The organism is Sphingobacteriaceae bacterium, assembly GCA_016715905.1.
GTDB lineage: Bacteria > Bacteroidota > Bacteroidia > B-17B0 > Aurantibacillaceae > Aurantibacillus.
The window spans coordinates 795,053-820,214 of the sequence record JADJXI010000004.1 but is presented as its reverse complement, the minus strand read 5'-3'; the positions used below and the strand labels follow the sequence as shown (position 1 = coordinate 820,214).

The window sequence follows — 25,162 nt, the reverse complement described above, 5'->3', positions numbered from 1 at the left end:
CCTTACAAATTATCAAGCATGGTAATTACTCCGGATTCTGTATTTTGAGTTAAATCCAAATCCATTACAAAGCTTGGTGTTATAGTTACTTGTTTGTTTACCATGTAAAAATTGCTATTGATTCTTGAAATGGCAATGATATTACAAACTGTTCCGCTGGCAATTTTATAGGTTGCAGTATAACTTTGCTGTTCCGGTTTGTCTAAATACGCAATACTTCGGTTGCTGGGAAAATAAATAAACACATCTGTATTTGTCCAATTGTAATTACCATGAACCGTTATTGTAAAACTGGTTTTTAACCCGGCACCATAATTAAATTTCCCTATTTGTACCCAATTTAGTGAATCACTAACCAAACTATAACTCATTACGGGATTAATAACCGGACCCGCATAACGTGTAGTGCCGGTGGTGTCGGGTAGCCAAGTGAATTTACCACTAATCAAATCCGTGTTTCCATACATGGCAAACATATCATTACCGGGAGTAACTGTTGCCGGATAATTAATAGTTACTGTTTTTGCCACATCTAAGTATAAAGGCTCTTCCCCTTGATTTACTTTAATATTCACCATGCCTTTGGTTTGTAAAATATCATCAACCGTGGTGGTTTGTTTTTTATTAAGCACTAAATCTTTTTTAGTGTAAAGTTCGGTTAATTTAATAATGACTTGCCCTAAAATTTGAGTTCCGCCACTGGTTTTAAAAGCAAGTGCAGGAATGTTTATTGTTGTTCCTTTGGTGCCCACAATACTGGTTGCACTGGCAGTGCTAACGGTAAAGGATTGCGCTTTTTCAGCATAGGTGGCATAAAAATCAGCCAATGTTAATGGATTGGGATTGCTACCAACATTCGGATTGGTTTTCGGTGTTTTATCTTTGCATGAAAATAAAACCAATAAACTAAATACACAGGCAATCAACTTAATTAATTTATTTTTCTTTGGAATATTTTTCATACTGATAATTTTAAGATAATTTTTTTATGGTAGAGCTATGTTTTTCCGGATGTAAAAAGAAATAATTGGTTTCCAACGTGTTTTCATCTACGCGCCCAAAACTTTTAAGTTTTCCGTTATGAGAAACAAAACACTGATAACCGAACTTCCCGAAAAAATCAATAATATCATTGGGGTGGTATCCAAATTTTGCTGCCCATTTGCGAAGCATTTCTGTAAATACAATCGGTTTAAATTTTTGTATAGAATCTGCTCCTCCCTGATATACCATAAATTCCGCACCTTCTACATCACATTTTATAAAATCAATTTTGTCAATTTTATTTTCTTGCACAAAATTATCAATTGTATTGGCTTTGCATTCCAATTTTTGCATGTTTTCATTTTCGGTTATATTGGCCGATGATGAAGCGCCGGTAATAGTTGGACTGTAATAAAATGTAAGCGTTTGAATTTTATCAGAAAACGCAAAATTATTGAGCGTTACGTTATTTGACTGATTAAGCGCAATGTTGTTTTTCACTCGGGCGTGCGTTTCCGGAATAGGTTCAAAAGCATAAATTTTTGACGTCGGTAATTTTTTAGCCAGGTGATTAGAATACCAACCAATGTTTGCACCCACATCAAAAATGGTATCTCCGTTGTTAACTAATTGATACAACATTTCAGAGTCTTCTTTTTCATAAACACCAAAATTAAAGGTATCAACTGGAGTTACCCTTGGGTCAATTACATCTACATAAAATTTTACGCCTCCCGGGTGAAAATCTGTTTTTCTTGAGGTAAAAATAACATGCTCATCTTCAATTTCTATTTTAGCTATTTCAGTACCCATTAGGTTAGTAGAAAAATCAAAAAGTACTTTGTGAAATTCATGCATTTTCAAAACAAATTCCTGTTTGGTGATTTTGTTATCTGCAAATTGTTTTTTTATGTCTTTAATGTTCATATAAAAAATAGAAAAATTTTAAAATTGACTTTCAAACTTAGTTAATAATTCTTTATGATTGGCAAAAACTTGTTCAGCCTGATTAAGATCTTCTTTGCTTAAAGTGGTTTCAAGCGCATAGGCCTTGCAGCCTGCTTTTATTGCAGATTCTAAGCCAAGTATTGCGTTTTCAATAACCAAGCATTTATCAGCCGGTTTATTTAATTTTTGTATAGCTTTTAAATAAGGTTCAGGGTTTGGTTTAGTATTTGTAACGTCATCTGCAGTAATTAATGCATTTATTTGTGAAGCGATTTTTTTATCTAAATGTTCGCTAATTCTTTCTCTGGATGCGCCGGTTACTATGGCTGTTAAAATATTTTTGGACTTTAAATATTCAAATATTTCGAATACATGGTCGTAAATTTTAAACCGATTGTTTTTTTTGTAGTTTTCTTCCTTTAATGCTGCTACCTCTTTTTTTATTTCAGGATTTAGATTATAATTTGTAATAAAATGCTCGGCAATTTGATACCGTCCCATTCCTTCCAATCTGTAGTATTCGGTTTCATTCATTTCAAAACCGTAATGAGCAAATGCATTTTGCCAAGCCAAGCAATTGTCTTTCATGGTATCTCCAATTACACCGTCAAAATCAAAAATTACTGCTTCTATCATGCTATGGGGTCTACATTAAGTTTTTTAGCCCAGGCGTTAAAATCATCTAATATGCTCTGAGTAATCGGAATTCCACTTTTCATGCGCACTGCCTTATTCAAATATTCGGGTTGTCCCGGAAATAAAACTTCTTCTCCGTGTGTCTTCACTTGATTAATCATGGCTGTGGCCGCTGCTCTGAAGTTATCTCTTCCGCCAAATCGGGCAGGGTCAATGGCAAACACTAATGAGCCTAATTTTCTTTTTTTATCTAAATCCTGATACATGGAAGTCATGTTTGGTCCAAAATTCATTCCGTTTAATGGACCGCATAATAAATCAATCAAAAAAGCTAGTGCATATCCTTTATGTTCGGCCATGGGTTTAACAGCAACAATATTGGCTGAATCATCCGAATCTTTTCCGTTTTTATCTACTCCTAAACCAAAGGGTACTTTTGATTTTTCACGTTTGGCATTCATCATGTAATTCCAGGGAACTATACTTGTGGCCATATCGATGCAAACAGGTTCTTCATTGTTTTCTGTTGGAAAAGAAATAGAAATAGGGTTAGTTCCGAAAAAAGGTTTATTTCCTCCATGTGGCACAACTAGTGCATCAGCATGTGTAAAGGCAAAGCCAACCATTCCTGCGCGTGCTATTTGACGGGTGTATAATCCTATGGCACCGCAATGTGATGAATTGTGTACGCCTACCACACCGGTTCCGTTTTCTTGAGCAAGTTGTATAGCCTTATCCGTGGCCTCGGTCATGATAACAATTCCATGTCCGTCTCCCCCATCTAACTGTCCGGTGGCTGCCGCCGTTTTTGTGTATAATAACTTTGGATTTTTTTCTATTGTACCGTTTTCTAATCTACCCAAATAGTGAGTAATGCGTGCTACCCCATGCGAATCAATTCCAAACAAAGAGGTTTCGGTTAATGCGGCAGCAATAGTATTTGCGTGTTTTTCGCTAAGTCCGGATTGCACAAATAATCGGGCTGCCCAATTTTTCATTTTGAGGTGATTTATGAAAATTTCCTGCATGGTGATTAAATTAGAAATTTATTTACTTCAGCTTTACTTTTTTTAGCAAAATCAAAAAACATTTCCGTATCAATTCGGTAGTTAATGTATTTTACGCCTAAATCACTCCAATGTTTAACCCCTTCCGGAGTGTCGGTAAAAATTCCGGTAGCAACGCCTTTACCTTTACATATTTCGATAATGCGTGTAATTTCTTTGGCTACATCCGGATGCCATATCTGTCCGGTTAATCCCATGGATTGACTTAAATCATACGGACCCACAAAAATGATATCTACTCCTTCTACAGAGGCAATTTCTTCAATATTTTTTGCGCCTTCTGTTCCCTCAATTTGTAAAATGATTATCGACTTATCATTGGCATTTTTGATATATTCTTCTTTTGGAATATTAGAAAACTCGGCTGCTCTCACAAATCTGCATAATCCTCTTTCGCCAACGGGTTTAAATTTTGAGTATTCAATGGCTTTTTCTGCATCTTGTTTAGTTTTAATGTGCGGAATTTGTAATCCTCCTATGCCTAAATCTAAAAGCCACTTGATATACATTTCATTTAACCCCGGCGTACGCGCTAATAGTTTTATGCCTTTGTTTTCAGCAGCTAAAATTAACGGATACATTTCATGCATATTAGCCGCTCCTCCATGTTCCAAATCTACTACGCCAAAGTCAAATCCGGCCATGGCTAACATTTCTACTATTTCCGGTTTGGTAATTCTAACAAATGGTCCAAGTAAAGCTTTTTTGGAATTTATCCATTGATTTTTATCCATGTTAATTTTTTATTTGCAATGATTTAGGATGTGGTTCAATAAGCATGTCTTTTTTAAATTCTTCTCTTGGTAAAAATGGAGAAAGATCTTCTAAAGGAGGCGAAACTAAAGTGCCATCGGGGTTAATATTGAATGAAGTTTTGGGCGCCAGTAATTGCATGGCATGTATAAATACTTCGCATAACACCGGTCCTTCTTCGTTTAATACTTTCGGTATTGTTGTTTTGGCTTCTTGTAAAGAATTTATTTTAAAAGTTTTAAATCCGAATGCCTCACCGATTTTTGCAAAATCCGGACAGGTAACACCGGAAGATTCGCCCGAACCGGCAAAGTTTTTCCCGAATAAATTATTTTGCGTGTGCTTAATAGTTAAATAACCATCATTTATGTAAACAAAAAGTTTTATGGGTAATTTATGATGAACAATGGTTTGCATTTCCTGTAAATTCATCATCATAGATCCATCACCGTTTAGGAGAATAACTCTTTTTTTATCTGCTGCTAATGAAGCACCCATTGCACCCGGTAATCCGAAACCCATTTCACCTAGTCCGGTTGAAGTTACAACGCGTTGTTTTCCTTGTAATACAATACTTTGGTGTGTGCAAGTAAGTGCAGTGCCCATGTCGGTTACAATAATTTCGTCTTCACTAAAATGTTTGTTCAATTCTTCTACAAAAGAATATGAATTTAATTTCCCGTCCTGCTCTTTGTGCATTCCCTGTGGTTCAACAAAGGGATATTTTTTTCGGAGTTGATTGCAATAGTTCACCCATTCTTTTATTTGCTCAGAAGAAGGTGCCGTGGTATCTGCTAAAATAAGCTGAAGAAATTCTTTAGCATCGGCTTCAATACCGGTAAAAGAATTATCCTTCGAGAATTTATCTAATTCCGTAGGGTCAATATCCACAATTATTTTTTTAGCTTCACGGGCAAATTCTTTCAAGTCGTAGCCAACTTGCGGAATAGCCATTCGCGTTCCAACGGTTATAATTAAATCTGCATTTTGAACAATAAAATTGGCTGCACGTTGTCCGTAAGTTCCTGCTCGCCCAAAATTAAGTGGATGCAGGGAAGAAATTAGATCAATACCATTCCAGGCTAATAAAAACGGACAATGAAATTTATCAACTGTTTTTTGCAGCAAATCAACGCCCCCGGAAAGCCGTACACCGTTACCAAATATAAAAAGTGGTCGTTTAGCAGATTTTAAAAGTACTTGTATATTTTTTATTTTTTCAAGTGAACTTGGTGTTATACTTTTCTTTTCAGGAACAAATCCAACCTGTTTGGCAGGATCGATTGTTGCGGCTTGTAGATCTGTAGGAATGTCTATCCAAACCGGACCCGGCCTGCCGTTTTCAGCCAAGTAAATGGCTTTTTCAAATTCATATCTTATTTTATTTGGGTCGGAAACATACACGGCATATTTTGTGATGTTTTCTACAGTTTTCACAATATCGAATCCTTGTACGCCCCACATTCTAAGCTTTTGATGCTCATTCACGAATTGGGATTTTTCTTGACCGGTAATAATTAAGAGTGGTATAGAATCTGCCCAGGCATCTAAAGCGCCGGTAATGGCATTGGTTGCTGCGCCGCCTGAAGTTGTAATCATTACACCTAAGCGATTGCAAATACGCTTGTAAGCCAAACAGGCCAACGCACCACCTTGTTCCTGATGAGGATGAACAGGAACTAAATCTTTATGTTCTGCAATAGATTTAAGCAAGTGAACATTTCCTGCACCTGAAATTGAAAAAACATGTTTTATGTTGTGATCAACAAATAACTGGGCAATATAGTCGGATACTTTCATTAGAAAGAAGGATTAATAATTTATTTATTTTTTGTAAAAACAAGAAATTGAAATTCGTTGTTGGTGATTTCATCTCCTTCAAATACTTTTTGATTAAAAGGCAAGGCCTCTCCGGTATCTATAATTTTTCTATTTTTTGTTTTTATGGTTCCTGTAATAGGAACTATTAACAAAGTATTTTCTGTAGCTACCGGTTTTGTGTTGGTTAGCTGTATCTTTACGTTTCTAAAATCCCATCCTTTATAATCTTTTTCTTCAAAAGGATGAAATTCATACTTACTGAAATCTTTTGAATATTCATTCGTTTTTTCATAACCGGAATTTTGACGTCCATATGCATCATGCATACGAACTAAATCTCCTTTCATGGGAGGAGTTTCAATTTCCATAATAAAGGCGCCTTCTTCTGCTATAGCCATAGATGAATGAAAAACGCAAGGTTCAAGTACCACGGCCTCTAATGTTTTTAATTTATACTTATCGTCAATAGTGGTGCACTGTACTTCTCCGTCTAAAACAATCAATGAAGTTCTTTTTTTAGCATGACAGTGCAATGAAGTGGCCTGACCTTTGGTAACCCTTAAAAACCAAATGGCTACTTTTTCATTTTGAAACCACAAATATTCATAACCCCAAGGTTTGTTCACCACTATGTTTCGGTAATCGAAATTATTGGCAAAATCAGAGGACTCAACTTTCAATCGCGAAAGATTTTCAAAATCATTGAGTGAAGGATATACTTTGTAAATCATTTTATGGGTTAAGCGAGTTGTATACTTTAACAGTTTCTTTCATCCAGGCAGCATTGTCTCTGAAATGAGGGGCCGTTACAATATTTCCATCAGATACTACAGATACATCTTTGTAATTTGCTCCGGCATTAATTAAATCATCTTTGCAACCGGCATAACAGGTCATGTTTTTTCCTTTCACAATTCCGGCTGAAATTAAAACCCACGGTCCGTGGCATACCGATGAAATCACTTTACCTGCTTTATTCATTTCTTGAATAAAACTTAACATTTCGGGTATTTGTCTTAAACGATCGGGCGATTCTAATCCTCCGGGCACCACTAGTAAATCGTAATCACTAGCTTTAATTTTTTTTATATCGTTGTTTACCTTAATGGGTAAGCCGTGTTTGGCAATGATATCAATTCCTCCGTTGGATGCGGTATCCACCACAAAACCTTCCTCCTGTAAGCGATAAAAAGGATAGGCAAATTCGGTGTCTTCAACCGCGGGTCCAACTACAATAACTGCTTTTTTCATAATTTGTTTTAATTAATTCCCAACCAGGGACGTTTGTTCATATCGTATAAACTTTGTAAATATTCTATGTCACGCTCAGTATCTACATTCTGCCAAAATCCATCATGTTGATACAAGCCAATTTGTTTTTCTGTAATAAGCGCATTAAATACCTCTGTTTCTAAATTACATTCGCTAATAGGTGATAGCTTTTCGAAAATTCCTTCACCGGCCACCATAAAACCGCCATTGATACGCGACATATTCATTTCCAGTTTTGCCTGTGCATCGTAATTCAATTCATTTGCATGCATTTTAAAAGTACCGAATCGGGAGGGTGGATTTACGCCTGTAACGGTAAATAGTTTTTTACTTTTATTATGGGTTTCTAACAACTGATTTAAATTCACGTCAGCAAGTACATCAGAATAAGTTACAAAAAAAGTTTCGTGTTTTAAATATCGCTCGCATCTTGCAATTCGGGCACCGGTAGAAGCTGAAGTTCCGGTATCAATTAGTTTTACGGTCCAATTCTCTTCCGGAATTTTATTTAAAGAACTCACGTTGTTATCGGCTATATTAACTTCAATATCGTGCAATAATTCAAAGCTGTTCATGAAATATGATTTTATTTCTTCTCCGCCTTGGCCTAAGGCCAGCACAAAATCATTAATGCCATAGCTGCTATACAACTTCATCACGTGCCATACTAAAGGGCGGTTGCCCACTTTCATTAACGACTTGGGAATACGGTTGCGTGTAATAGGGTCTACTACACCTCTTCCGCCGCATAAAATCAAACATTTCATATGTCTAAAAATAACAATTAAATTTTATTTATGTTTTTGTTTTTTCTGTCACCAAAAAACTATCAATAGTTCTTTTAAAGCCTTCTTTTACGCCAACTTTTGGTGTCCAGCCTAATTTTTGAATTTTGTCGATATTGGGAGAGTTTCTCACAATAGGACTTTTCAAATAGGAATTATCAGCGGCTTTAATTTTTAACTCAACTTTTAATCCCAATTCAGGATAAATTCCTGTAATGATATTAGCTAGGTTTAAAACGCTGTGTTCTTCATTTGGATTGCCCATATTATAAGCTTCTCCGTTAACACCTTCCGTTAAAATCAATAAAAAAGCCAGAGTGGCATCGCTTAAATAACAAAACGGACGTATAGCGCTTCCGTCACTGTGTAAAACAATATTTTCTTTACGAACCACATGAGCCACAAAATCTGCAAAAACGCGTCCGTCATCCAACATCATGCCAGGCCCATAGGTATGAAAGGGCCGAACTATTTTAGCGGGCACTCCGTATTGAGCATGGTAGCTCACACAAATATTTTCACCCATACGTTTACTTTCACCGTAGCAAGAACGCACTTTGACCGGATTTAAATAACCAAAAGTATCTTCTTGGATTGGAATATCTTCATTTTTCACTTCACCGTAAACTTCGCCTGAACTAAAAAATAAAAAAGATTCGCATTTTTTCTCCTTGGCTAATTCAATCAAATTTAATGTGCCTTGTAAATTTGCACTTAAAGTACCCACGGGATCGGTGCCGTAATATTTGGGGCTGGCTTGAGAGGCCGCATGAACGATAAAATCAATAGGTTCAGAAATCTGAAAAGGTTTACTCACATCCTGAATCAGCAATTGAAATTGTGAGTTATTTAATAAATGAGAAAAACGTTGCTCCGCTTTGGCTCGATTTCTCACCAAGGCAATCACTTTGGTGTTATAATTTTTGTCTAAGGCCATAAGCGCTTCAACCAGGTATGCAGGTAAAAATCCATTGGCACCTGATATGAGTACGGTTTTATTCGCAAACCGCTTCCAATGTTTAAAATCCTGAATAATAGATTGAATATCCTTTGCAATTATAGCGTTCAAAATCAATTTTTTTCGTAAGGAGTAAAGATAGCGATAAGCCACTAAATTAAGCCAAATATATTTTTTAAAATTCAAGTAATTTAACTTAATTTTAGGGCTATTCACAAAATGATATTGTGGAAGATTAAAAACAAGTAACTGAATAGTTTATGAGTAAAAATAGTTTAATAAAATCGGGTAATTCAACCATCATTAGTGGTTCAACTAGTAAGGAGCACGAAGCCCGCATGAAATTGGTGGAAGATTTGCAAAATACGCCAATACCTAAAGAACAGATTTTAAACAACCTGGGATTGTTTTTGAGAAGGCAGAATTTTTCTCGTATGCTTTTCATGCATGATTTGTATAAGCGAATTATTAATTTGCATGGTGTTGTTATGGAGTTTGGGGTGCATTGGGGTCAAAACTTGGCTTTATTGCACACGTTCAGAGGAATGTATGAGCCTTATAACTACAATAGAAAAATTATAGGATTTGACACCTGGGAAGGTTTTCCAAGTGTTGATGAAAAAGACGGAAAGCATAGTATAATTAAAAAAGGCGCTTACTCTACTTCAAAAAATTACGAAGATTATTTAGAAGGGATTTTGGATTTTCATCAAGGAGAATCTCCAATTCCGCACATGAAAAAGTTCGAACTTGTTAAAGGAGATGCTACTAAAACAATAAAAAAATATTTAAAAGATAATCCTGAAACTATTATCGCATTCGCGTATTTTGATTTTGATATTTATGAACCTACCAAAGAATGCTTACAAGCCATTTTGCCTTATCTCACCAAAGGTGCGGTGATTGGTTTTGATGAGTTGAATTTTCATGACTTTCCGGGTGAAACAATTGCTTTTAGAGAAGTGTTGGGTACCAGAAATTATCGAATACAACGAGACCCTAACAGTCCGTCCACATCTTTTATAATATTTGAATAATTAATTGGTAGGTAGAATAGATGAGTACTAAAAAACACATTTCCGTATTAACTCCATGTTATAATGAAGAGGGCAACATGGGTCGTATGGTTGAAACACTAAATGATGTTTTTAAACAATTACCGCAATACACTTTTGAGCATGTTATTATCGATAATAACAGCACAGATAATACGCAGGAAGTTTTACGAGAGCAGGCTGCAAAATATAAGCACGTAAAAGTTATATTGAATGAGGCTAACTTTGGTTGGATTAAATCGCATTTTCATGGTTTAGTGCAATGTAAAGGCGATGCTGTGATTTTTATGAGTTCAGATTTCCAGGATCCTCCAAGTTTGATACCACAATTTTTAGCCAAATGGGAAGAAGGATTTAGGTTGGTAATTGGTATTAAAAAACAAAGCAAGGAGAACTTCATTATCTTCGGATTAAGAAAAATGTTTTATCGCTTACTCTCTAAAGTGTCTGATGGTACACCAACTATTCAGAATTTTACCGGGTTTGGTTTGTATGATCAGAAATTTATTAGCGTGATTCGTGAATTAGAAGACCCATATCCTTATTTCAGAGGATTGGTTTCTGAGTTTGGTTTCAGGAGATATGAAATTCCGTATGAGCAGCCAAAAAGAACCGTAGGGAAATCAAATGCTAACTTTTTCAGATTATATGATCTCGCTATGTTAGGATTTACCAGTCATTCCAAAATGCCCTTGCGTTTATCGGCATTTATCGGTTTTTTCTCCTCTATTCTAAGTTTTTTAGTTGCCTTAGGTTATTTTATTTACAAATTAGTTTACTGGTATGATTTTGAAGTGGGCATGGCACCTATTGTAATTGGCGTATTTTTCTTCTCATCTGTTCAGCTGTTTTTTATTGGCGTAATTGGTGAATACATTGGAGCAATACATACTCATATACGCAAAAGACCATTGGTGATAGAAAGAGAAAGAATTAATTTTGATTAATGATATTTATATGAAAGTAGTAATATTAGCAGGAGGATTAGGCACACGTTTGTCAGAAGAAACTGATTTACGTCCTAAACCCATGATAGAAATTGGGGGTAAGCCCATCTTATGGCACATCATGAAGTTATACAGTCATTACGGTTACAATGAATTTGTTATTTGTTGCGGATACAAAGCCTATGTGATTAAAGAATATTTTGCGAATTATTTTTTACATCAAACCGATGTAACTTTTGATTTGGCAAATAATAAAATGACTGTTCATAATTCGGGTTCTGAAAACTGGAAAGTAACTTTAGTGGATACCGGAGTGAATACAAATACAGCAGGACGAATTAAACGAATTCAATCTTATTTAAACAACGAACCTTTTATGTTAACCTATGGAGATGGGGTGTCTAATGTAGATATCAAGGCTTTGGTTGAATTTCATAAAAAATCAGGCAAATTGGCCACACTTACCTCAATTCAACTTCCGGGAAGATTTGGTAATTTAAACATGGATGCAACAGGAAATGTGAGTTCATTTCAGGAAAAACCCATTGGAGATGGTATGTGGATTAATGGAGGTTTTTTTGTGATGGAACCCGGAATTTTTAAATACCTGGAAGGGAATATGGATGATATTCAATGGGAGAAAAAACCATTGGTGGAAATTGCAAATGATAAACAATTAACAGCTTTCAAACACAATGGATTTTGGAAATGCATGGATGCATTACGTGATAAAATTGAATTGGAAGAATTGTGGCAAAGCGGAAAAGCGGATTGGCAAATTTGGAAATGATGAGTATCGATTTATTCAATAATGTTTATAAGGGTAAAAAAGTTCTTTTAACCGGCGATAGTGGATTTAAAGGTTCATGGATGTGTATTTGGCTATTGGAATTGGGAGCTGAAGTGTACGGTTATTCCTTGCCTCCTTTAAGTGAAGCAGATAATTTTGTAACAACCGGTTTAAAGAATAAAATAAAACACATTGATGCTGATGTGAGAGATAAAAACAAACTCGCCGATTTTTTCAATACGGTAAAACCCGATTTTGCTTTTCATCTGGCAGCTCAGCCTTTAGTAATCGATAGCTATACAAATCCACATTATAATTTCGAAACTAATTTGATGGGTACCGTAAACTTTTTTGAAGCCGTTCGTAACTGCCCCTCGGTGAAAGTAGCTGTTAATGTAACAACCGATAAGAGTTATCAGAATAACGAATGGGTTTGGGGTTATCGGGAAAATGATCCTATGGGAGGAGATGATCCATATAGCGCCAGTAAAGGTTGCTCTGAATTAATTACACATTCGTATTTAAAATCTTTTTTTAGCAAAGAAGGAACTTGTCATATTGCCAGCGGCAGAGCGGGTAACGTAATAGGTGGGGGAGACTGGGCCGAAAATAGAATTTTACCCGATATCATGCGAGCTTGTAAAAATAAAACAGCAACCGAAATCAGAAATCCTAATTCGGTGCGCCCATGGCAGCATGTACTGGAGCCGCTTTCGGGTTATTTGCTTTTAGGTGAAAAATTATTTAATGGGGGCAAAAAATATTCAGGTGGATGGAATTTTGGTCCGGCCGCCTATGAAAATTACACGGTTGGCGATGTTGTTGATCAGGTGAAGAAAAATATACCGGGTATTGAAATTAAATCACCTCTGCAAACCGAAAAATTACATGAAGCCGGATTATTAAAGTTAGATATTACCAAAGCGGTGAATGTTTTAGGCTGGAAACCAAAATTGAATTTTGAACAAACCATTCAAATGACCACAACTGGTTATTTAACCGATATGCAGGGAGGAAATAACATTTATAAAGCAAGAGTAGAACAAATTTCAAAATATTGCAATTCTTGAACTATGTCAAAATTAGAAGATATTAAATCCAAAATTCACGATCTGGTAAAAGAATACCACGATGAAGCTTTTAAAGCGAAAAAATTTGTTCCGGGTGAATCCAATGTGCCGGTTAGTGGTAAAGTTTTTGATCATAAGGAATTGCAATACATTACGGATTCCGCTTTGGATGCTTGGTTTACTACAGGTAGATTCAATACTGAATTCGAAAAAAGATTAGCTAAGTACATAAACGTAAAATCGTGTATAACGGTTAACAGTGGTTCATCTGCTAATTTAGTGGCGTTTTCTACTTTAACAGCTAAAGAGTTAGGCGATGAGGCTATAAAGCCGGGTGATGAAGTAATAACCGTTGCTGCATCTTTTCCAACCACGGTAAATCCTATTTTACAATATGGTGCAATACCGGTTTTTTTAGATGTTACTATTCCGGAATATGAAATGGATATTACGCATTTGGAAAAAGCTTTAAGTCCAAAAACCAAGGCAGTTGTGATTGCACACACCATGGGTAATGTTTTTAATCTGGATGTAATAACTGAGTTTTGCAAGAAGCATAATTTATGGCTGATGGAGGACTGTTGTGATGCATTAGGTGCAAAATACAATGGCAAACATGTTGGGACTTTTGGGGATATAGCAACACTCAGTTTTTATCCGGCTCATCATATAACTATGGGAGAGGGCGGGGCCGTTTTCACTTCAAATGCCAAGTTCAAAAAAATAATGGAATCTTTTAGGGATTGGGGAAGAGATTGTTGGTGTGAGCCGGGAAAAGATAACACCTGCGGCTTACGTTTTTGCCAGCAGTTAGGAGATTTACCAATGGGTTACGATCATAAATACATCTATTCACGCCAGGGTTTTAATTTGAAGATTACAGATATGCAAGCTGCATTAGGCTTGGCACAATTGGATAAGTTGGATGAATTTGTGAGTATTCGCAAACGAAATTTTGATTTATTAAAAAAGGGATTAAGTAAGCATTCTTCTAAAATTATATTACCGGAAGCTACTAAAAATGCTGATCCTTCCTGGTTCGGGTTTCTTATAACAGTTAAAAAGGATGCGGGTATTACCAGAAATGAATTGGTAGAGAAATTAACCGAAAAGAAAATCGGCACACGATTGTTGTTTGCCGGAGATTTAAGAAAACAGCCTTATTTTAAAAATTATAATTACAGAGTGGTAGGTGATCTTAAAAATACGGAGGTAATTGTTACGGACACATTCTGGATTGGAGTTACTCCCATGTTAAGTGAAGAAATGATTCAGTATATCTGTACAAGCTTTGATGAGATATTAGTTTAAAACTTTAAGGCTAAGCCTCCGGTTAACCAGGTAATACCATATCCTATTTCTAAAAATGCGCCGATATTTTCAGTAAAATAGTACCTGCCTCCTGCAAAAAGCGAAATGTTTGGTCTAACTGCACTTTCTCTTAATTCATAATTATATAAAAAAGGATCGTTACTATTCGGATTAAATTTATACTTGGTGTAACGAATTCCAAGGGTTGTTCCAAAGTATAATTCAGCCTTGTCATTCATTAAATCATCTAAATGATAAACTCCGCGTATAGCCCAATAAGAATACGTCCATTTATGTTCGTAATAGTATCTGTTATTCAAATAATAAAAATCATCAAAACGATAAGTGGCAGCTCTGTATCCAAAATATGCGCCAACGCCAACATGGCCAGGACCAATTTTTTCAGGCAAGCCATATTCATAGCTTAAGCTTAAGGCCGGTGTTTGTGTGTATTTATAAGAACCATTTTTCCCGTAGCGGTAGGTAACCGAACTAAAAAAACCGACTCCTAAATTAATAACACTATTATTACCGGCAAAACAAGAACCACCGGAAGAGGCAGATTTTTGTTTATTATCCTTTTGCGCTTGTGTTGAATGTGTACTAAACAAAATTAATATACACAGGGTAAAAAAAATACATTTCTTCATAACCGCTAATTTTGATTTAAGGTAACTCAATTGTTTACGGAAAAGAGAAAATAGTTTAAATGATATGAACAGGTAAAAGTAGAAAACCTTTTTAATCAAGCTCCTTTATCATCCATACTGAACAGGCATGATGTCCGGAATTACCCAGCGGTTTATCCAGGCTTTTCCAACCGTATTTTTTGTAAATTTCAATGGCCGTTTCTAATTCAGGAAAACACTCCAAATAAATTTTATTATAGCCGTTTTCTTTCGACCATTTTAAACATGCTTGCAAAAGCCGTTTTCCTATTCCTTTATTTCTTCCTTGCGGTGATAGGTAAAATTTAACTAACTCGGCGCAATCTGCTTCAAGTCCATCAGTAGGGTAAATGCCACATGCACCAACTATCTCATGATGTTCTTCTGCAATTAATAGTATTGCCTTTTTGTTTTGAAAATGCTCAAATAATAAATCGGTGCTAGGGTCGTAATAAACGGTGCCCGGCATGGCAATATTGAATTCTCTGAAAACGGATTTGATTAAATCAGAAAGAATTAAATTATCTTTTTTCTCAATTCTTCTGATTAACATAATAATTAAAAAGTGTTACACGAATATATAATCCTTTTATAATTAAAAAACTAATACTTATTTAAACTTAGATTTTAACGAGGGAAACGTTTTGCATCTAAAGATTTTTTAGATTTTAAACATCTTAAAAAATCAAAGATTCATCAAATTATTAGCTCAATTAAACGATTAAAATTAATAAGCCCGGTTTAAGGTGTTTGATGGAATAGATTGAGTAAACACACATTATAGTCTTTGCCAAAACCAGCTTATTTTAAATTTTTTGCTCGTACAGGTAATAAGTGTCGTCCCACTCTTTCTCTTTTACGAGGTAATAAATACTATTATTATTAACAAACAACTTAAACGCAAACGTTTTTTCGATTTTAATTTTTTTAGAAGCTTTTCCGGTTAATATATTAATTCTATTTATTGTTCTTTTATCAAATTCTTTCGAATAGATGTAAAAATAATGAAGCGTTTCATCATATAAGACTTCAAAATTCCGGAAAGACGAGTAAGCATTTGCATCTATTTTATTTTTTTGAAGTATTGTACCGGAAGCATTAAGAAGTACAATTTCATTCTCTTGAAAGTCGAAAATTACAACCGTATCATTTCGAGAAAAAACAGGATTATAAATCTTTTTAGCCACACTTCTGTAAAATAAATCATGATCAGATTCTATCGCTTCAGTTGACTTGCCATTCGCTCTAAGTATAGCGGCATCTTTTTCCTGATTTAAATACATTTCCATTAATTCTTTATTGTATTGGCTCAAATAAAAAACGCTGGCATTATTATTACTTACTTTATAATAACAATGATAGGGTTGATTAACCGTAGAATTAAAATTTTGTCTTATAATAACTTTAGGTTTATTATCAGTTTCTGCAATAATTCCATCCTTTAATTTTAATTTGCATTTAGCCAAAGTGCTGTCAAATTTACTTCTATTATAAGCCGGTAAAAATTCAAAACTGGTATCGGTGTTAAAAAAAAGCTGGCGGGAATAAGAATTGGTTATTAAGTGAAAATTACTAAAACAATCTTGAAACAATTCTTCTTCTTTTTCTTCACTAAAATTATTACGCTGTAAAATACCTGTTTTTTTGCTATACAAAACTACTTCAAAACCCTTGGTGTTAATTTTAGAAGTTAATAAAATAAAATTTCCGTTCGGTAATAATCGATAATCATTCACATAAAACTTTTTATTTCTTACTATCGTATCAAATCTTTTAATCGTAATAGATACTTCATTTAGAGAAAGGTATTTTTTGCTTAATAACAAGGTGTCAATCTGGTTAAATGTATTCACTTGTATGATTTTACTGCTATAACCCATTTTATACACTTTAAAATAGGAAGTGTTTTTGTCGGGAATCAGTATTGCCTCTCCGTTTTTAGTACTTACTACTTTTAATCGGTTGTCATTTGAAGTAATTACTGCATATTCTATAGATTCTCTTGTCAGTGAATCTACAACGTAAATTGTTTTTTTAGTTTGTGCGCTTAAACAACTGAAAGAAAGAAGAAATAAGAAGCCCAAAAACTTGGAAAAGGTCAGCTTACAGAAAACTTGTTCCGTTTTTCCGTAATAGCTATGAATAAATGACATTATTTTTTAGCGGGTTTTACAATCCGGTGCCAAAGTGTGTTACACTTTCACGTTTGATAGGCTGTATAGTCATTACCGGAATATTACTGATATCCACAATTTTTTGGGTATCGGTTCCGCCAAATAAATCGGTTAATCCCAAATGCGGTTTATTCATGATCATAATCAAATCCGCCTCAATTTTATTGGCATACTCTACAACGGTTTCTGCAACATGGTCGGCGGGAATTGTTTTATTGGTACAAGAAATTCCCTTGGCTTTTATAAACTGTTTAACCTGATGACAGTAGGATAGTAATTTGTTTTCATAGGCCGCATCTTTAGGATCAAATACACCTAAAATACGAACGCTTGCTCCAAAATACTGCGCAAATTGAATGGCCGCATCTGTTTTTTCGCGCGTTTCATCACTCAAATCTAATGGAAGTAGAATATTTTCAATACCATCACGATGTTCATTTCCACGAATGGTGATAACCGGACAAGGAGCTTTTCTAATTAGTTTGCTAGCACTAGAACCAATGATGTTTCTGAAACGCATATGACTTTCAAGTCCGGCTATAATTAATGTAGCTTTTATTTCTTCTGCAACCCGATCAACTTCTTCATAAATATCACCCTTAACATTCATAAACTCGGTAGGCACACCGCTTTCTTTTTCGGTTTGTTTGGTTAACGTATTCAGCGCTTCGTAACTCTCTTCTCCTGTTTTTTCATACACATGCAAAAGCACAAGTTTGGAGTGTGTGTATTTGGCCAAATTATAAGATTGCTTTACAGCTAATAAGGATTGTTTGGTGAAATCTATGGGAATCAGAATGATACCGCGTTCTTTAACTTGCATATACCGAGGTTTAGTTGAACAAAGGTATACTTTTTCCACAAATCGGTCAAAATTTTAGTGGGTTTATAGCCTTTTTTTTGTTGAAAACGAGATATTTAGTATATTTGCGCCTCAATTTTAAAAACAATAAAATGGCAGTAAAGATTAGACTACAAAGATTCGGTAAGAAGGATGCAGCCTTCTTTCACGTAGTAGTTTCCGACGGTCGTGCACCGCGTGATGGAAAATTCATAGAGAAACTAGGGGTGTATAACCCAAACACAAACCCTGCAACTATTGATATTAATTTCGATTCAACTTTGAATTGGATTATGAAAGGTGCTCAGCCTACTGACACTTGCAGAGCAATACTTGCTTACAAAGGGGTAATGATGAAAAAACACTTATTGGGTGGCGTTAAAAAAGGCGCATTTACTGAAGCTCAGGCGGAAGAAAAATTTGCTAAATGGTTGAGTGAGAAAGATTCAAAAATCACAGGTAAGAAAGATAATTTAAGCAGCGCCGCTACTAAAAAAGCAAGTGATAAGTTAAAAGCCGAAACTGCAAAGAAAGAAGCTAAAGCCGCAAAAATAGCTGCTAAGGCTAGTGTTCAAAGTACCGAAAATACGGCAGCAGCTGAAGATAACGCAACTCCAACTGAAGAAAACAACGGTTAATTAATTTTGATAACAATCAAAAACCGTTTTCTTCAAAAGAAAACGGTTTTTTTATTTTAGGATTTCATTACACACACACACGCAATCATGTATACCTTAATTGCCGATAGCGGATCAACAAAAACAGATTGGATTTTGCTCAACGGTTCAAATGTAGTAAAGCAAATTAAAACCATGGGGTTTAATCCTTATTTTCAAACGAAGGAACAAATTTGCCTTGAATTACTGAGTAATTTAAAACCCTATTTACAGGAGTTTATTGCAAGGGTTGATGTATTGCATTACTACGGTGCGGGTTGCTCTACACTCGAAAATTGTTTGTTGATTGAAGATTGTTTATCCATTACCTTAAATCTCAAAAAAATTAATGTTTCACACGATTTGTTAGCCGCAGCACGCGCACTTTGTAAAAAGGAAAAAGGAATAGCCTGCATATTAGGAACTGGTAGCAATAGTTGTCTGTTTAACGGTAAACACATTATTGAAAATGTTCCTTCTGTTGGTTATCTGTGGGGCGATTACGGAAGCGGAGCGCAAATAGGAAAGTATTTTGTACAAGATTATTTCGAAGGAAAAATTCCACTCGAATTATCGGTAGCTTTTGAAGCGGAGGGATATGAGCGTGAAGAAATTTTAAATCACGTTTATAAAGGCACCATGCCCAGCCGTTATTTAGCCAACATCAGTCATTTTGCTTTTAAACACATTTTACACCCTTATATTCATAATTTACTGGTAAGATGTTTTAATAGCTTTTTCGAACATCAAATCAGTAAATACACCAAGAGTAAAGAACATAAAGTAAACACGGTAGGCTCCATTGGTTTTGTTTATAAAGATGTTTTTAAAGAGGTGGCCGAAAAATACGGTTATAAAATCGGAAACGTTATTAAATCTCCGCTCGAAGGTTTAATAGAATATCACTCATCATAAAATGGATTTTGTTTTATTAGCCTCAACATCCCTTATCGCTTCATTTCTTACTTTTTTTTCTGGTTTTGGCTTAGGTACCATCTTACTTCCTGTTTTCGCCATTTATTATCCCATCGAAATTGCAGTTGCACTTACAGCCGCCGTTCACTTGCTCAATAATATTTTTAAACTGGGCTTAGTTTCCAAAAATATTAATTGGAAACTGGTATTTACATTCGGTATTCCCTCCGGTCTCGCTGCTTTTTTAGGAGCTTACATTTTAAAAAACTTTTCTGGCAATGGCGCAATTTTCGAATATGTTTTAGCAAACAAAGTATATCAAATTTCATCCGGTGGAATAATAATCGGTTTTTTAATCATCGCTTTCTCCATTATCGAATTAATTCCTAAATTTTCTACGCTATCCTTCCATAAAAAATATCTGGTAGCCGGCGGATTTATAAGTGGATTTTTTGGGGGACTAAGCGGTCATCAAGGTGCTATCCGAACGGCCTTCCTACTTCGTTTAAACTTGGATAAAAAAATGTTTATTGCCACCGGCGTAATGATTGCCTGTTTGGTGGATGTAGCTCGAATCAGTTTGTATTCCAAGTTTGAAAATCTCAATAACGGCAATATAAATTATGCATTACTCTCCACTTGTGTATTATCTGCATGGATCGGTGCTTTTATCGGCAATAAATTATTTACCAAAACAAGCATTACATTTTTTAAATGGTTTGTAGGTTTATTCATGATGGCAATGGGTATTTTAATTGCCCTTGGTATTGTTAATTAGTTTTATAAATATTTATAGGGCGCCCGGGCGGGCTGCTATAGGCTACGCTATCGCTCCGGTTTTTTTGTGCCGCCCCCCAATTATCACACCAAGGGCGTCACAAAAAGAACCAAGCCTTTCGCATCCCTGGCGCTATCATCACGCAATAAATTCAGGGGCGCAGTAATTACAAAATTCTAAACTAAGTAATATTCCAAATTTATCAAGCTGAATTAATTTGTATCTTGGTTAAGTTTTGCAAAAAAGATATCTTATACTCAGCTTTATCGAAGGTGCGGCTGTAATGGCAGCTGAACTTTGTGGTGCTAAATTACTGGCTCCTGTATTTGGCAGTAGCTTATATGTTTGGTCGGCTGTAATGGGTGTTACTTTAGGCGCTTTAGCTACCGGTTATTTTTATGGCGGAAAACTCTCCCTCAAAAAAGAAAACTTAAATTCCGTTTTATTCAAAGTATTGCTTTTGGCCGCTATATTCATTTTACTTATGCCGCTTTGCGAAAGTTATTTGCTCAATTATCTTTCTTCTTTTCCTTTTACACTGGCCGTTGTTCTTTCCTCCTTCGTCATTCTTTTTTTACCGGTATTTCTGCTTGGCGCTTCTTCGCCTTTGTTTATTGCCTTGCAAACTAAAACGCAAAACGATTCGGGTCAAGTAAGTGGCACAATTTATGCTATATCTACTTTTGGTGGAATAATCGCAACATTTTTATGCGGATTTTATTTAATTCCGCAATGGGGCTTAACCATCACCTTAATCAATTTCGGTTCTTTGTTATTTATTGCAGCTCTTTTATTGCTCAAAATTTTTAAGGTAGCTTACCTTTTTATTTTTTTCGGATTATTTTTTCTAAACCTTAAACATTTTTATACGGCTGAAGATATTCTTTATTCCAGCGAAAGTATAATGGGTAAAGTAGAAATTAAAGATGTGAAAAGAGCAGAAGGAAATGTGCGGTTACTACTGGTGAATAAAATTGTGCAAAGCGAAATGAGTTTGCTCACTCAAAAATCGGTTTCCGATTATATTAAATTATTAGATGCGGTTATTATTAACGAAAAGGCTCCTAAAAGAGCCTTAGTATTGGGATTAGGTGCAGGACTAACTTCCAATTTGCTCGTTCAAAAAGGTTATCACGTAACTGCAGTTGAGTTTGATGCACGAATAATTGAAGTGGCCGAAAATTATTTTGAATTAAACAAAAAGGTAAGAACCGTGTGCGACGATGCACGCCACTTTATCAATCAATCTGATGAACGATATGATTTGGTTTTATTTGATGTTTTTAAATCGGAAGAATTACCCGATCATGTAATTACTCAAGAAAGTTTAGCGAAACTTAAACATCTGTTATATCCCAATGCACAAGTTTTTGTAAACTGGCACGGCTATTTAAAAGGAGAAATAGGTAAGGGCACCAGTGTGGTATACAATACTTTAAAAACTTCGTTTTCTGAAGTCTTTTTAAATTCAACTTCGCTGGTTGAAGATTCCAGAAATATCGTGTTTACCGCTTTTAATCCTCAGAGTTTATATTCCAATTCATATGTGGATACAAATTTTGTTCCCTTTTTATTTCCTACTCAAGAAATTAATACCGACGACAGGCCCGTACTGCAAAAAGCCAACGCATTAGCCGGTAAAAGATGGAGGGCTTTGTATTTGCTGGCAAGTATTTAATTGATTAAATTTTGTAACTTTAATCAGTGAGTCAGGCACTTATCAAACTAATAAATTAATTATTGTTAAGTAATTTAATTAAAATATTCATCTTTACCTTCGCGTACTTTTTTGTACAAACTTGCTTTGGTCAAATTACCTTTAGTAATTATTATCATGCGGGTTTAAACAATAAATCATACGCAAATCAAATTGAAGTTTTTGATGAAGATACCACCTATTTAATGTATGCACCCTGGCAAGATCAAACAAGCCAACAAGGTTTAAGACTTTTAAAATTAAATAAAAATGGCAATGTAGCTTTCGATAACAAATTCATGTTTGGTAACAATAATTTTGCTACGTATTTAAATAATCGTTTAGCAGTAAAAACCAGCAGTTACTCTTCATTAGCCATAGGTGATACATATTATGGTAATGATAGAGGCTTAATATTTTGCAAAGTAAACAACAAGCTTGCGGACACCATTCATACCATTAAGTATTGTGATTATACTTATTCTTATGGTTTGGGAAACAGGTTTTTAAAAGGGGGGAATCAAGTTTGGTATATCGGAAATAAATTTAAAGAGAATGATAATTCTTTTATTGGGCGGCCAACAATATTTAAAGTAGACACAAATGGAAATTACTTAGGTCAATTAGAAATCGTTTCTTTAATGAATTTTGGTCCAACTGCTTCTTGTTATGATAGTATCTTAAAGCAAATTTATATTGGCGGTTCTGATTATACAATCCCACAAAATCCTCAGAATCGAATAGTGTGTATTGACACTCTGGGTAATGTTATCTGGAATAAATTGATAGTTGATATTATTGGATTTAAACAAATAATAAAGAAAAATAATTATTTAGTAATATCCGGGTTTAAATTTACCGAAACAATTTTAGGAATACACCAATATAAAATTGTTTTATTAAAATTAGATTGCACCAATAATGGAAATATTATTTGGCAAAAAACTTATGCAAGTCAAAGTATTGTTGCCGGATTATCAGCAATTGTAATTAATAATGATGAAAGTATAGTTGCTTCCGGTACTTTTAAATATCCATCCGTAATGATAGGAGCCATAAACCATGATGGGGTTATTTTAAAAACAAATAGCAATGGTGATAGCTTGTGGATGAAAACTTATGGTGCTTATAGTTTAAGTACTTTGGAGACATTCTATGATATTAAAAAAGTGCCGGATGGTGGTTATATCATGTGCGGCTCACCGGATTACCTCAATGATTGCCAAAGCTGGGTGGTAAAAACAGATAGTTTAGGAATAGCCCCGGGCATATCAACTAATTTAAAGCAGAATAGCACTATTTCATCTGAAGGTTTAATGCTCAGTCCCAATCCGGCAAATAATATTTTACAATTAACCTTCAATTCAACCTTTTTATGGGGTGCAAATTATCAAGTAAAAATATTCAATAGCTTAGGACAACTGGTTTTAGAAGAAGAAATTATATTGGATAGCGAAAAGGCTAAAATTAATACTGAAAGTTTAATGGAAGGAATTTATTTTTTGCATTTTGATAAATTGTATAATCAAAGTATGGTCAAAAAATTTATTATTGCCCGTTAATTACTCTGCAAATATTTAAAAATCCCTATTCCTATTGCATCTACATTTATTCCGCTATTACTTAAAATTATTACGGCACAATCTTTTTCTTTTATAAATCCGCAAAAACTGGCATAGCCATAGGTTCCGCCATTGTGCCAAATTAATTTATGAGCATATTTTGTTTTAATGACATGCCAGCCTAAACCAATACCGTAATTTACATCACCCCAGGTTAATTCATGACTGAGGCGAATATATTCGGCACCTTCTTTTAAATTAAATAGTAAATATTTCATCATGTCACTGCTATTTGATTTTATTGCCCCGGCCGCTTCAAATCCGTTTAAATTCCAATAAGGGGTTTCATCTCCTAAATAATTATAACCTTTGGTCAACTTTGTTTTAAGTTCTTCACTTAATTCAATAGCAGTAGAAGTTAATTTCATTTCGGATGTCAAAGCCCCAATTTGTTCAGCATAGGATTGTTGATTTACTTCTTCCAAAATTATTCCCAACACCGCCATACCCAAATTACTATAATTATTTTTTGCACCGGGAAAAGTATCCGGTATCACCGTTTTTAAATATTCTAAAATATGTTTTTTAGAATAATGTTGGTATGGATTTAGGGAATCATAATTACTTAGGGTACTGATGTTGCTCGGAACCGAAGCTAAGCCGGAAGTGTGATTGGCCAAATGTTCAACTAAAATAGCTTTGTTTTTGTATTGTAAATTTTCATAGCCCTTCGGTAAAAATTTTCGGATATCATCATTCAAATTTATTTTTTTTTCTTTCACCGCTTTGGCTAATAAAAGCCCGGTAAACGTTTTGGTAATGCTTCCAATTTCAAAAATAGAACTGCTATCGGGTAATTTCCCGGCATTTCTACTTATTTCCCCGTAATTTTTATAATAAATTTTTCCGTTTTGATAAATGCCAATACTCAGTCCGCAGCTCGCTCCTCCAAGCATATAATCATGCACTAAGCTATCCACCTTTAAATCTAAAGGACTAGTTTTTTTTGAATCGCTTTTATAACTTGTTTTTTTGGTGAGGTGATTTATTTTTTCGGGTTTATAAGGCAGCCATTGGAGTCCGGCAATTTTAAGTTTTGAATCTACAAACAAGCTTAACTCCAAATTTCCGTTTTCGAAATACATCAAATAACATTCCGACCCCATTTTGTTCTGCAGGTATTTAGCATATTTAAGTTTTCCCATACTTTTCAATATATTCTCCCTATAAAAAGTATGGTGGTCGGTATAGGAAAAATTCTTTTTAAAGTCGGAATTCAATAAGTTGTATAAAGCAGCGTAATTGGTATCATTATAATGCAATCGTATTGAGTCAACAATATTAGAAACTACCTTAAGCTCTTGCCCATTAATTTGTAGGCAGGTAAGCAGTCCTATCAGTAAAAATAATTTTCTCATAGTTAAAATGTAAAACAAAAGTACATAAGCAGTTTTATATAATAGCGCATAAACATT

At 34.8% G+C, this 25,162-nt stretch carries 25 protein-coding genes; 10 read left to right on the top strand and 15 right to left on the bottom strand.

Annotated features, from left to right (window positions below):
• Nucleotides 1-2: 2 nt before the first annotated feature.
• From IPM51_07860 to IPM51_07815, 10 genes are read right to left on the bottom strand one after another with little or no spacing between them, the layout of a single operon-like run.
• The gene (locus IPM51_07860; protein MBK9284224.1) at nt 3-962 is read right to left on the bottom strand and encodes a hypothetical protein; all 960 of its coding nucleotides are present in this window, start codon (nt 960-962) and stop codon (nt 3-5) included.
• 10 nt (nt 963-972) lie between these two features.
• On the bottom strand, nt 973-1,911 hold the full coding sequence (locus IPM51_07855) for an FkbM family methyltransferase (protein ID MBK9284223.1): 939 nt from the start codon (nt 1,909-1,911) through the stop codon (nt 973-975).
• 18 nt (nt 1,912-1,929) lie between these two features.
• A complete protein-coding gene (locus IPM51_07850; protein ID MBK9284222.1) occupies nt 1,930-2,568 on the bottom strand; it encodes an HAD family phosphatase in 639 nt (212 codons plus the stop codon).
• Complete coding sequence (locus IPM51_07845) at nt 2,565-3,566, bottom strand: Ldh family oxidoreductase (protein MBK9284221.1); 1,002 nt, start codon at nt 3,564-3,566, stop codon at nt 2,565-2,567. Before IPM51_07845 ends, IPM51_07850 begins: the two co-directional genes overlap by 4 nt.
• A 35-nt stretch (nt 3,567-3,601) precedes the next feature.
• Complete coding sequence (locus IPM51_07840; GenBank protein MBK9284220.1) at nt 3,602-4,369, bottom strand: aldolase; 768 nt, start codon at nt 4,367-4,369, stop codon at nt 3,602-3,604.
• 1 nt (nt 4,370) lies between these two features.
• Complete coding sequence (locus IPM51_07835) at nt 4,371-6,188, bottom strand: thiamine pyrophosphate-binding protein (protein ID MBK9284219.1); 1,818 nt, start codon at nt 6,186-6,188, stop codon at nt 4,371-4,373.
• A 20-nt stretch (nt 6,189-6,208) separates the two neighbouring features.
• A complete protein-coding gene (locus IPM51_07830) occupies nt 6,209-6,940 on the bottom strand; it encodes a hypothetical protein (protein MBK9284218.1) in 732 nt (243 codons plus the stop codon).
• 1 nt (nt 6,941) lies between these two features.
• Complete coding sequence (locus IPM51_07825; GenBank protein MBK9284217.1) at nt 6,942-7,460, bottom strand: type 1 glutamine amidotransferase; 519 nt, start codon at nt 7,458-7,460, stop codon at nt 6,942-6,944.
• An 8-nt stretch (nt 7,461-7,468) separates the two neighbouring features.
• Nucleotides 7,469-8,248 (bottom strand): hypothetical protein, encoded by a 780-nt coding sequence (locus IPM51_07820; protein MBK9284216.1) that lies wholly within the window; start codon nt 8,246-8,248, stop codon nt 7,469-7,471.
• Between the two features lie 28 nt (nt 8,249-8,276).
• Nucleotides 8,277-9,335, bottom strand: coding sequence for an NAD-dependent epimerase/dehydratase family protein (locus IPM51_07815; protein MBK9284215.1), 1,059 nt, complete (start codon nt 9,333-9,335; stop codon nt 8,277-8,279).
• A 149-nt stretch (nt 9,336-9,484) separates the two neighbouring features.
• Between IPM51_07815 and IPM51_07810 the strand changes: the two genes are divergently transcribed.
• From IPM51_07810 to rfbH, 5 genes are read left to right on the top strand one after another with little or no spacing between them, the layout of a single operon-like run.
• Nucleotides 9,485-10,261, top strand: a complete 777-nt coding sequence (locus tag IPM51_07810; GenBank protein MBK9284214.1) for a crotonobetainyl-CoA--carnitine CoA-transferase — start codon at nt 9,485-9,487, stop codon at nt 10,259-10,261.
• 20 nt (nt 10,262-10,281) lie between these two features.
• Nucleotides 10,282-11,226, top strand: coding sequence for a glycosyltransferase family 2 protein (locus IPM51_07805; protein ID MBK9284213.1), 945 nt, complete (start codon nt 10,282-10,284; stop codon nt 11,224-11,226).
• Between the two features lie 10 nt (nt 11,227-11,236).
• Nucleotides 11,237-12,016, top strand: coding sequence for a glucose-1-phosphate cytidylyltransferase (gene rfbF / locus IPM51_07800; protein MBK9284212.1), 780 nt, complete (start codon nt 11,237-11,239; stop codon nt 12,014-12,016).
• Between the two features lie 5 nt (nt 12,017-12,021).
• Nucleotides 12,022-13,086 carry a CDP-glucose 4,6-dehydratase gene (rfbG, locus tag IPM51_07795; GenBank protein ID MBK9284211.1) on the top strand — a complete coding sequence of 355 codons (1,065 nt, stop codon included), beginning with the start codon at nt 12,022-12,024 and terminating at the stop codon, nt 13,084-13,086.
• A gap of 3 nt (nt 13,087-13,089) precedes the next feature.
• Nucleotides 13,090-14,397, top strand: a complete 1,308-nt coding sequence (gene rfbH / locus IPM51_07790; GenBank protein ID MBK9284210.1) for a lipopolysaccharide biosynthesis protein RfbH — start codon at nt 13,090-13,092, stop codon at nt 14,395-14,397.
• On the opposite strand, the gene IPM51_07785 is transcribed toward rfbH, so the two are convergent.
• The 4 genes from IPM51_07785 to IPM51_07770 form a co-directional block, all read right to left on the bottom strand.
• A complete protein-coding gene (locus IPM51_07785) occupies nt 14,394-15,047 on the bottom strand; it encodes a hypothetical protein (GenBank protein MBK9284209.1) in 654 nt (217 codons plus the stop codon). The genes rfbH and IPM51_07785 overlap by 4 nt on opposite strands.
• A gap of 91 nt (nt 15,048-15,138) precedes the next feature.
• Entirely contained in the window at nt 15,139-15,618 is a 480-nt protein-coding gene (locus tag IPM51_07780) for a GNAT family N-acetyltransferase (GenBank protein MBK9284208.1), read from the bottom strand.
• A gap of 253 nt (nt 15,619-15,871) precedes the next feature.
• Nucleotides 15,872-17,218 (bottom strand): hypothetical protein, encoded by a 1,347-nt coding sequence (locus tag IPM51_07775; protein MBK9284207.1) that lies wholly within the window; start codon nt 17,216-17,218, stop codon nt 15,872-15,874.
• A 16-nt stretch (nt 17,219-17,234) separates the two neighbouring features.
• On the bottom strand, nt 17,235-18,062 hold the full coding sequence (locus IPM51_07770) for a universal stress protein (GenBank protein MBK9284206.1): 828 nt from the start codon (nt 18,060-18,062) through the stop codon (nt 17,235-17,237).
• A gap of 131 nt (nt 18,063-18,193) precedes the next feature.
• On the opposite strand from IPM51_07770, the gene IPM51_07765 reads away from it, so the two are divergent.
• The 5 genes from IPM51_07765 to IPM51_07745 all read left to right on the top strand — a co-directional run bounded on the left by IPM51_07765 (nt 18,194) and on the right by IPM51_07745 (nt 23,687).
• Nucleotides 18,194-18,718, top strand: a complete 525-nt coding sequence (locus tag IPM51_07765) for a 30S ribosomal protein S16 (protein MBK9284205.1) — start codon at nt 18,194-18,196, stop codon at nt 18,716-18,718.
• Nucleotides 18,719-18,805: 87 nt separating this feature from the next.
• The gene (locus tag IPM51_07760; GenBank protein MBK9284204.1) at nt 18,806-19,651 is read left to right on the top strand and encodes an ATPase; all 846 of its coding nucleotides are present in this window, start codon (nt 18,806-18,808) and stop codon (nt 19,649-19,651) included.
• A 1-nt stretch (nt 19,652) separates the two neighbouring features.
• The gene (locus tag IPM51_07755) at nt 19,653-20,429 is read left to right on the top strand and encodes a sulfite exporter TauE/SafE family protein (protein MBK9284203.1); all 777 of its coding nucleotides are present in this window, start codon (nt 19,653-19,655) and stop codon (nt 20,427-20,429) included.
• A 235-nt stretch (nt 20,430-20,664) separates the two neighbouring features.
• Nucleotides 20,665-22,107: a fused MFS/spermidine synthase gene (locus IPM51_07750; GenBank protein MBK9284202.1), complete on the top strand. Its 1,443-nt coding sequence runs from the start codon at nt 20,665-20,667 to the stop codon at nt 22,105-22,107.
• Between the two features lie 62 nt (nt 22,108-22,169).
• Entirely contained in the window at nt 22,170-23,687 is a 1,518-nt protein-coding gene (locus IPM51_07745; GenBank protein MBK9284201.1) for a T9SS type A sorting domain-containing protein, read from the top strand.
• Here the strand turns inward: IPM51_07745 and IPM51_07740 are convergent.
• The gene (locus IPM51_07740) at nt 23,684-25,105 is read right to left on the bottom strand and encodes a beta-lactamase family protein (GenBank protein MBK9284200.1); all 1,422 of its coding nucleotides are present in this window, start codon (nt 25,103-25,105) and stop codon (nt 23,684-23,686) included. The two genes, IPM51_07745 and IPM51_07740, sit on opposite strands and share 4 nt — an antisense overlap.
• Between the last annotated feature and the right edge of the window lie 57 nt (nt 25,106-25,162).

Bases quoted from the DNA above. Each gene is read 5' to 3' on its own strand.
- IPM51_07860 (MBK9284224.1), bottom strand. From the start codon at position 962: ATGAAAAATATTCCAAAGAAAAATAAATTAATTAAGTTGATTGCCTGT.
- IPM51_07785 (MBK9284209.1), bottom strand. From the start codon at position 15,047: ATGAAGAAATGTATTTTTTTTACCCTGTGTATATTAATTTTGTTTAGT.
- IPM51_07780 (MBK9284208.1), bottom strand. From the start codon at position 15,618: ATGTTAATCAGAAGAATTGAGAAAAAAGATAATTTAATTCTTTCTGAT.
- IPM51_07855 (MBK9284223.1), bottom strand. From the start codon at position 1,911: ATGAACATTAAAGACATAAAAAAACAATTTGCAGATAACAAAATCACC.
- IPM51_07805 (MBK9284213.1), top strand. From the start codon at position 10,282: ATGAGTACTAAAAAACACATTTCCGTATTAACTCCATGTTATAATGAA.
- rfbF (MBK9284212.1), top strand. From the start codon at position 11,237: ATGAAAGTAGTAATATTAGCAGGAGGATTAGGCACACGTTTGTCAGAA.
- IPM51_07755 (MBK9284203.1), top strand. From the start codon at position 19,653: ATGGATTTTGTTTTATTAGCCTCAACATCCCTTATCGCTTCATTTCTT.
- IPM51_07835 (MBK9284219.1), bottom strand. From the start codon at position 6,188: ATGAAAGTATCCGACTATATTGCCCAGTTATTTGTTGATCACAACATA.
- IPM51_07760 (MBK9284204.1), top strand. From the start codon at position 18,806: ATGTATACCTTAATTGCCGATAGCGGATCAACAAAAACAGATTGGATT.
- IPM51_07820 (MBK9284216.1), bottom strand. From the start codon at position 8,248: ATGAAATGTTTGATTTTATGCGGCGGAAGAGGTGTAGTAGACCCTATT.
- IPM51_07840 (MBK9284220.1), bottom strand. From the start codon at position 4,369: ATGGATAAAAATCAATGGATAAATTCCAAAAAAGCTTTACTTGGACCA.
- IPM51_07845 (MBK9284221.1), bottom strand. From the start codon at position 3,566: ATGAAAAATTGGGCAGCCCGATTATTTGTGCAATCCGGACTTAGCGAA.
- IPM51_07740 (MBK9284200.1), bottom strand. From the start codon at position 25,105: ATGAGAAAATTATTTTTACTGATAGGACTGCTTACCTGCCTACAAATT.
- IPM51_07765 (MBK9284205.1), top strand. From the start codon at position 18,194: ATGGCAGTAAAGATTAGACTACAAAGATTCGGTAAGAAGGATGCAGCC.
- IPM51_07830 (MBK9284218.1), bottom strand. From the start codon at position 6,940: ATGATTTACAAAGTATATCCTTCACTCAATGATTTTGAAAATCTTTCG.
- rfbH (MBK9284210.1), top strand. From the start codon at position 13,090: ATGTCAAAATTAGAAGATATTAAATCCAAAATTCACGATCTGGTAAAA.
- IPM51_07775 (MBK9284207.1), bottom strand. From the start codon at position 17,218: ATGTCATTTATTCATAGCTATTACGGAAAAACGGAACAAGTTTTCTGT.
- IPM51_07825 (MBK9284217.1), bottom strand. From the start codon at position 7,460: ATGAAAAAAGCAGTTATTGTAGTTGGACCCGCGGTTGAAGACACCGAA.
- IPM51_07810 (MBK9284214.1), top strand. From the start codon at position 9,485: ATGAGTAAAAATAGTTTAATAAAATCGGGTAATTCAACCATCATTAGT.
- IPM51_07770 (MBK9284206.1), bottom strand. From the start codon at position 18,062: ATGCAAGTTAAAGAACGCGGTATCATTCTGATTCCCATAGATTTCACC.
- IPM51_07850 (MBK9284222.1), bottom strand. From the start codon at position 2,568: ATGATAGAAGCAGTAATTTTTGATTTTGACGGTGTAATTGGAGATACC.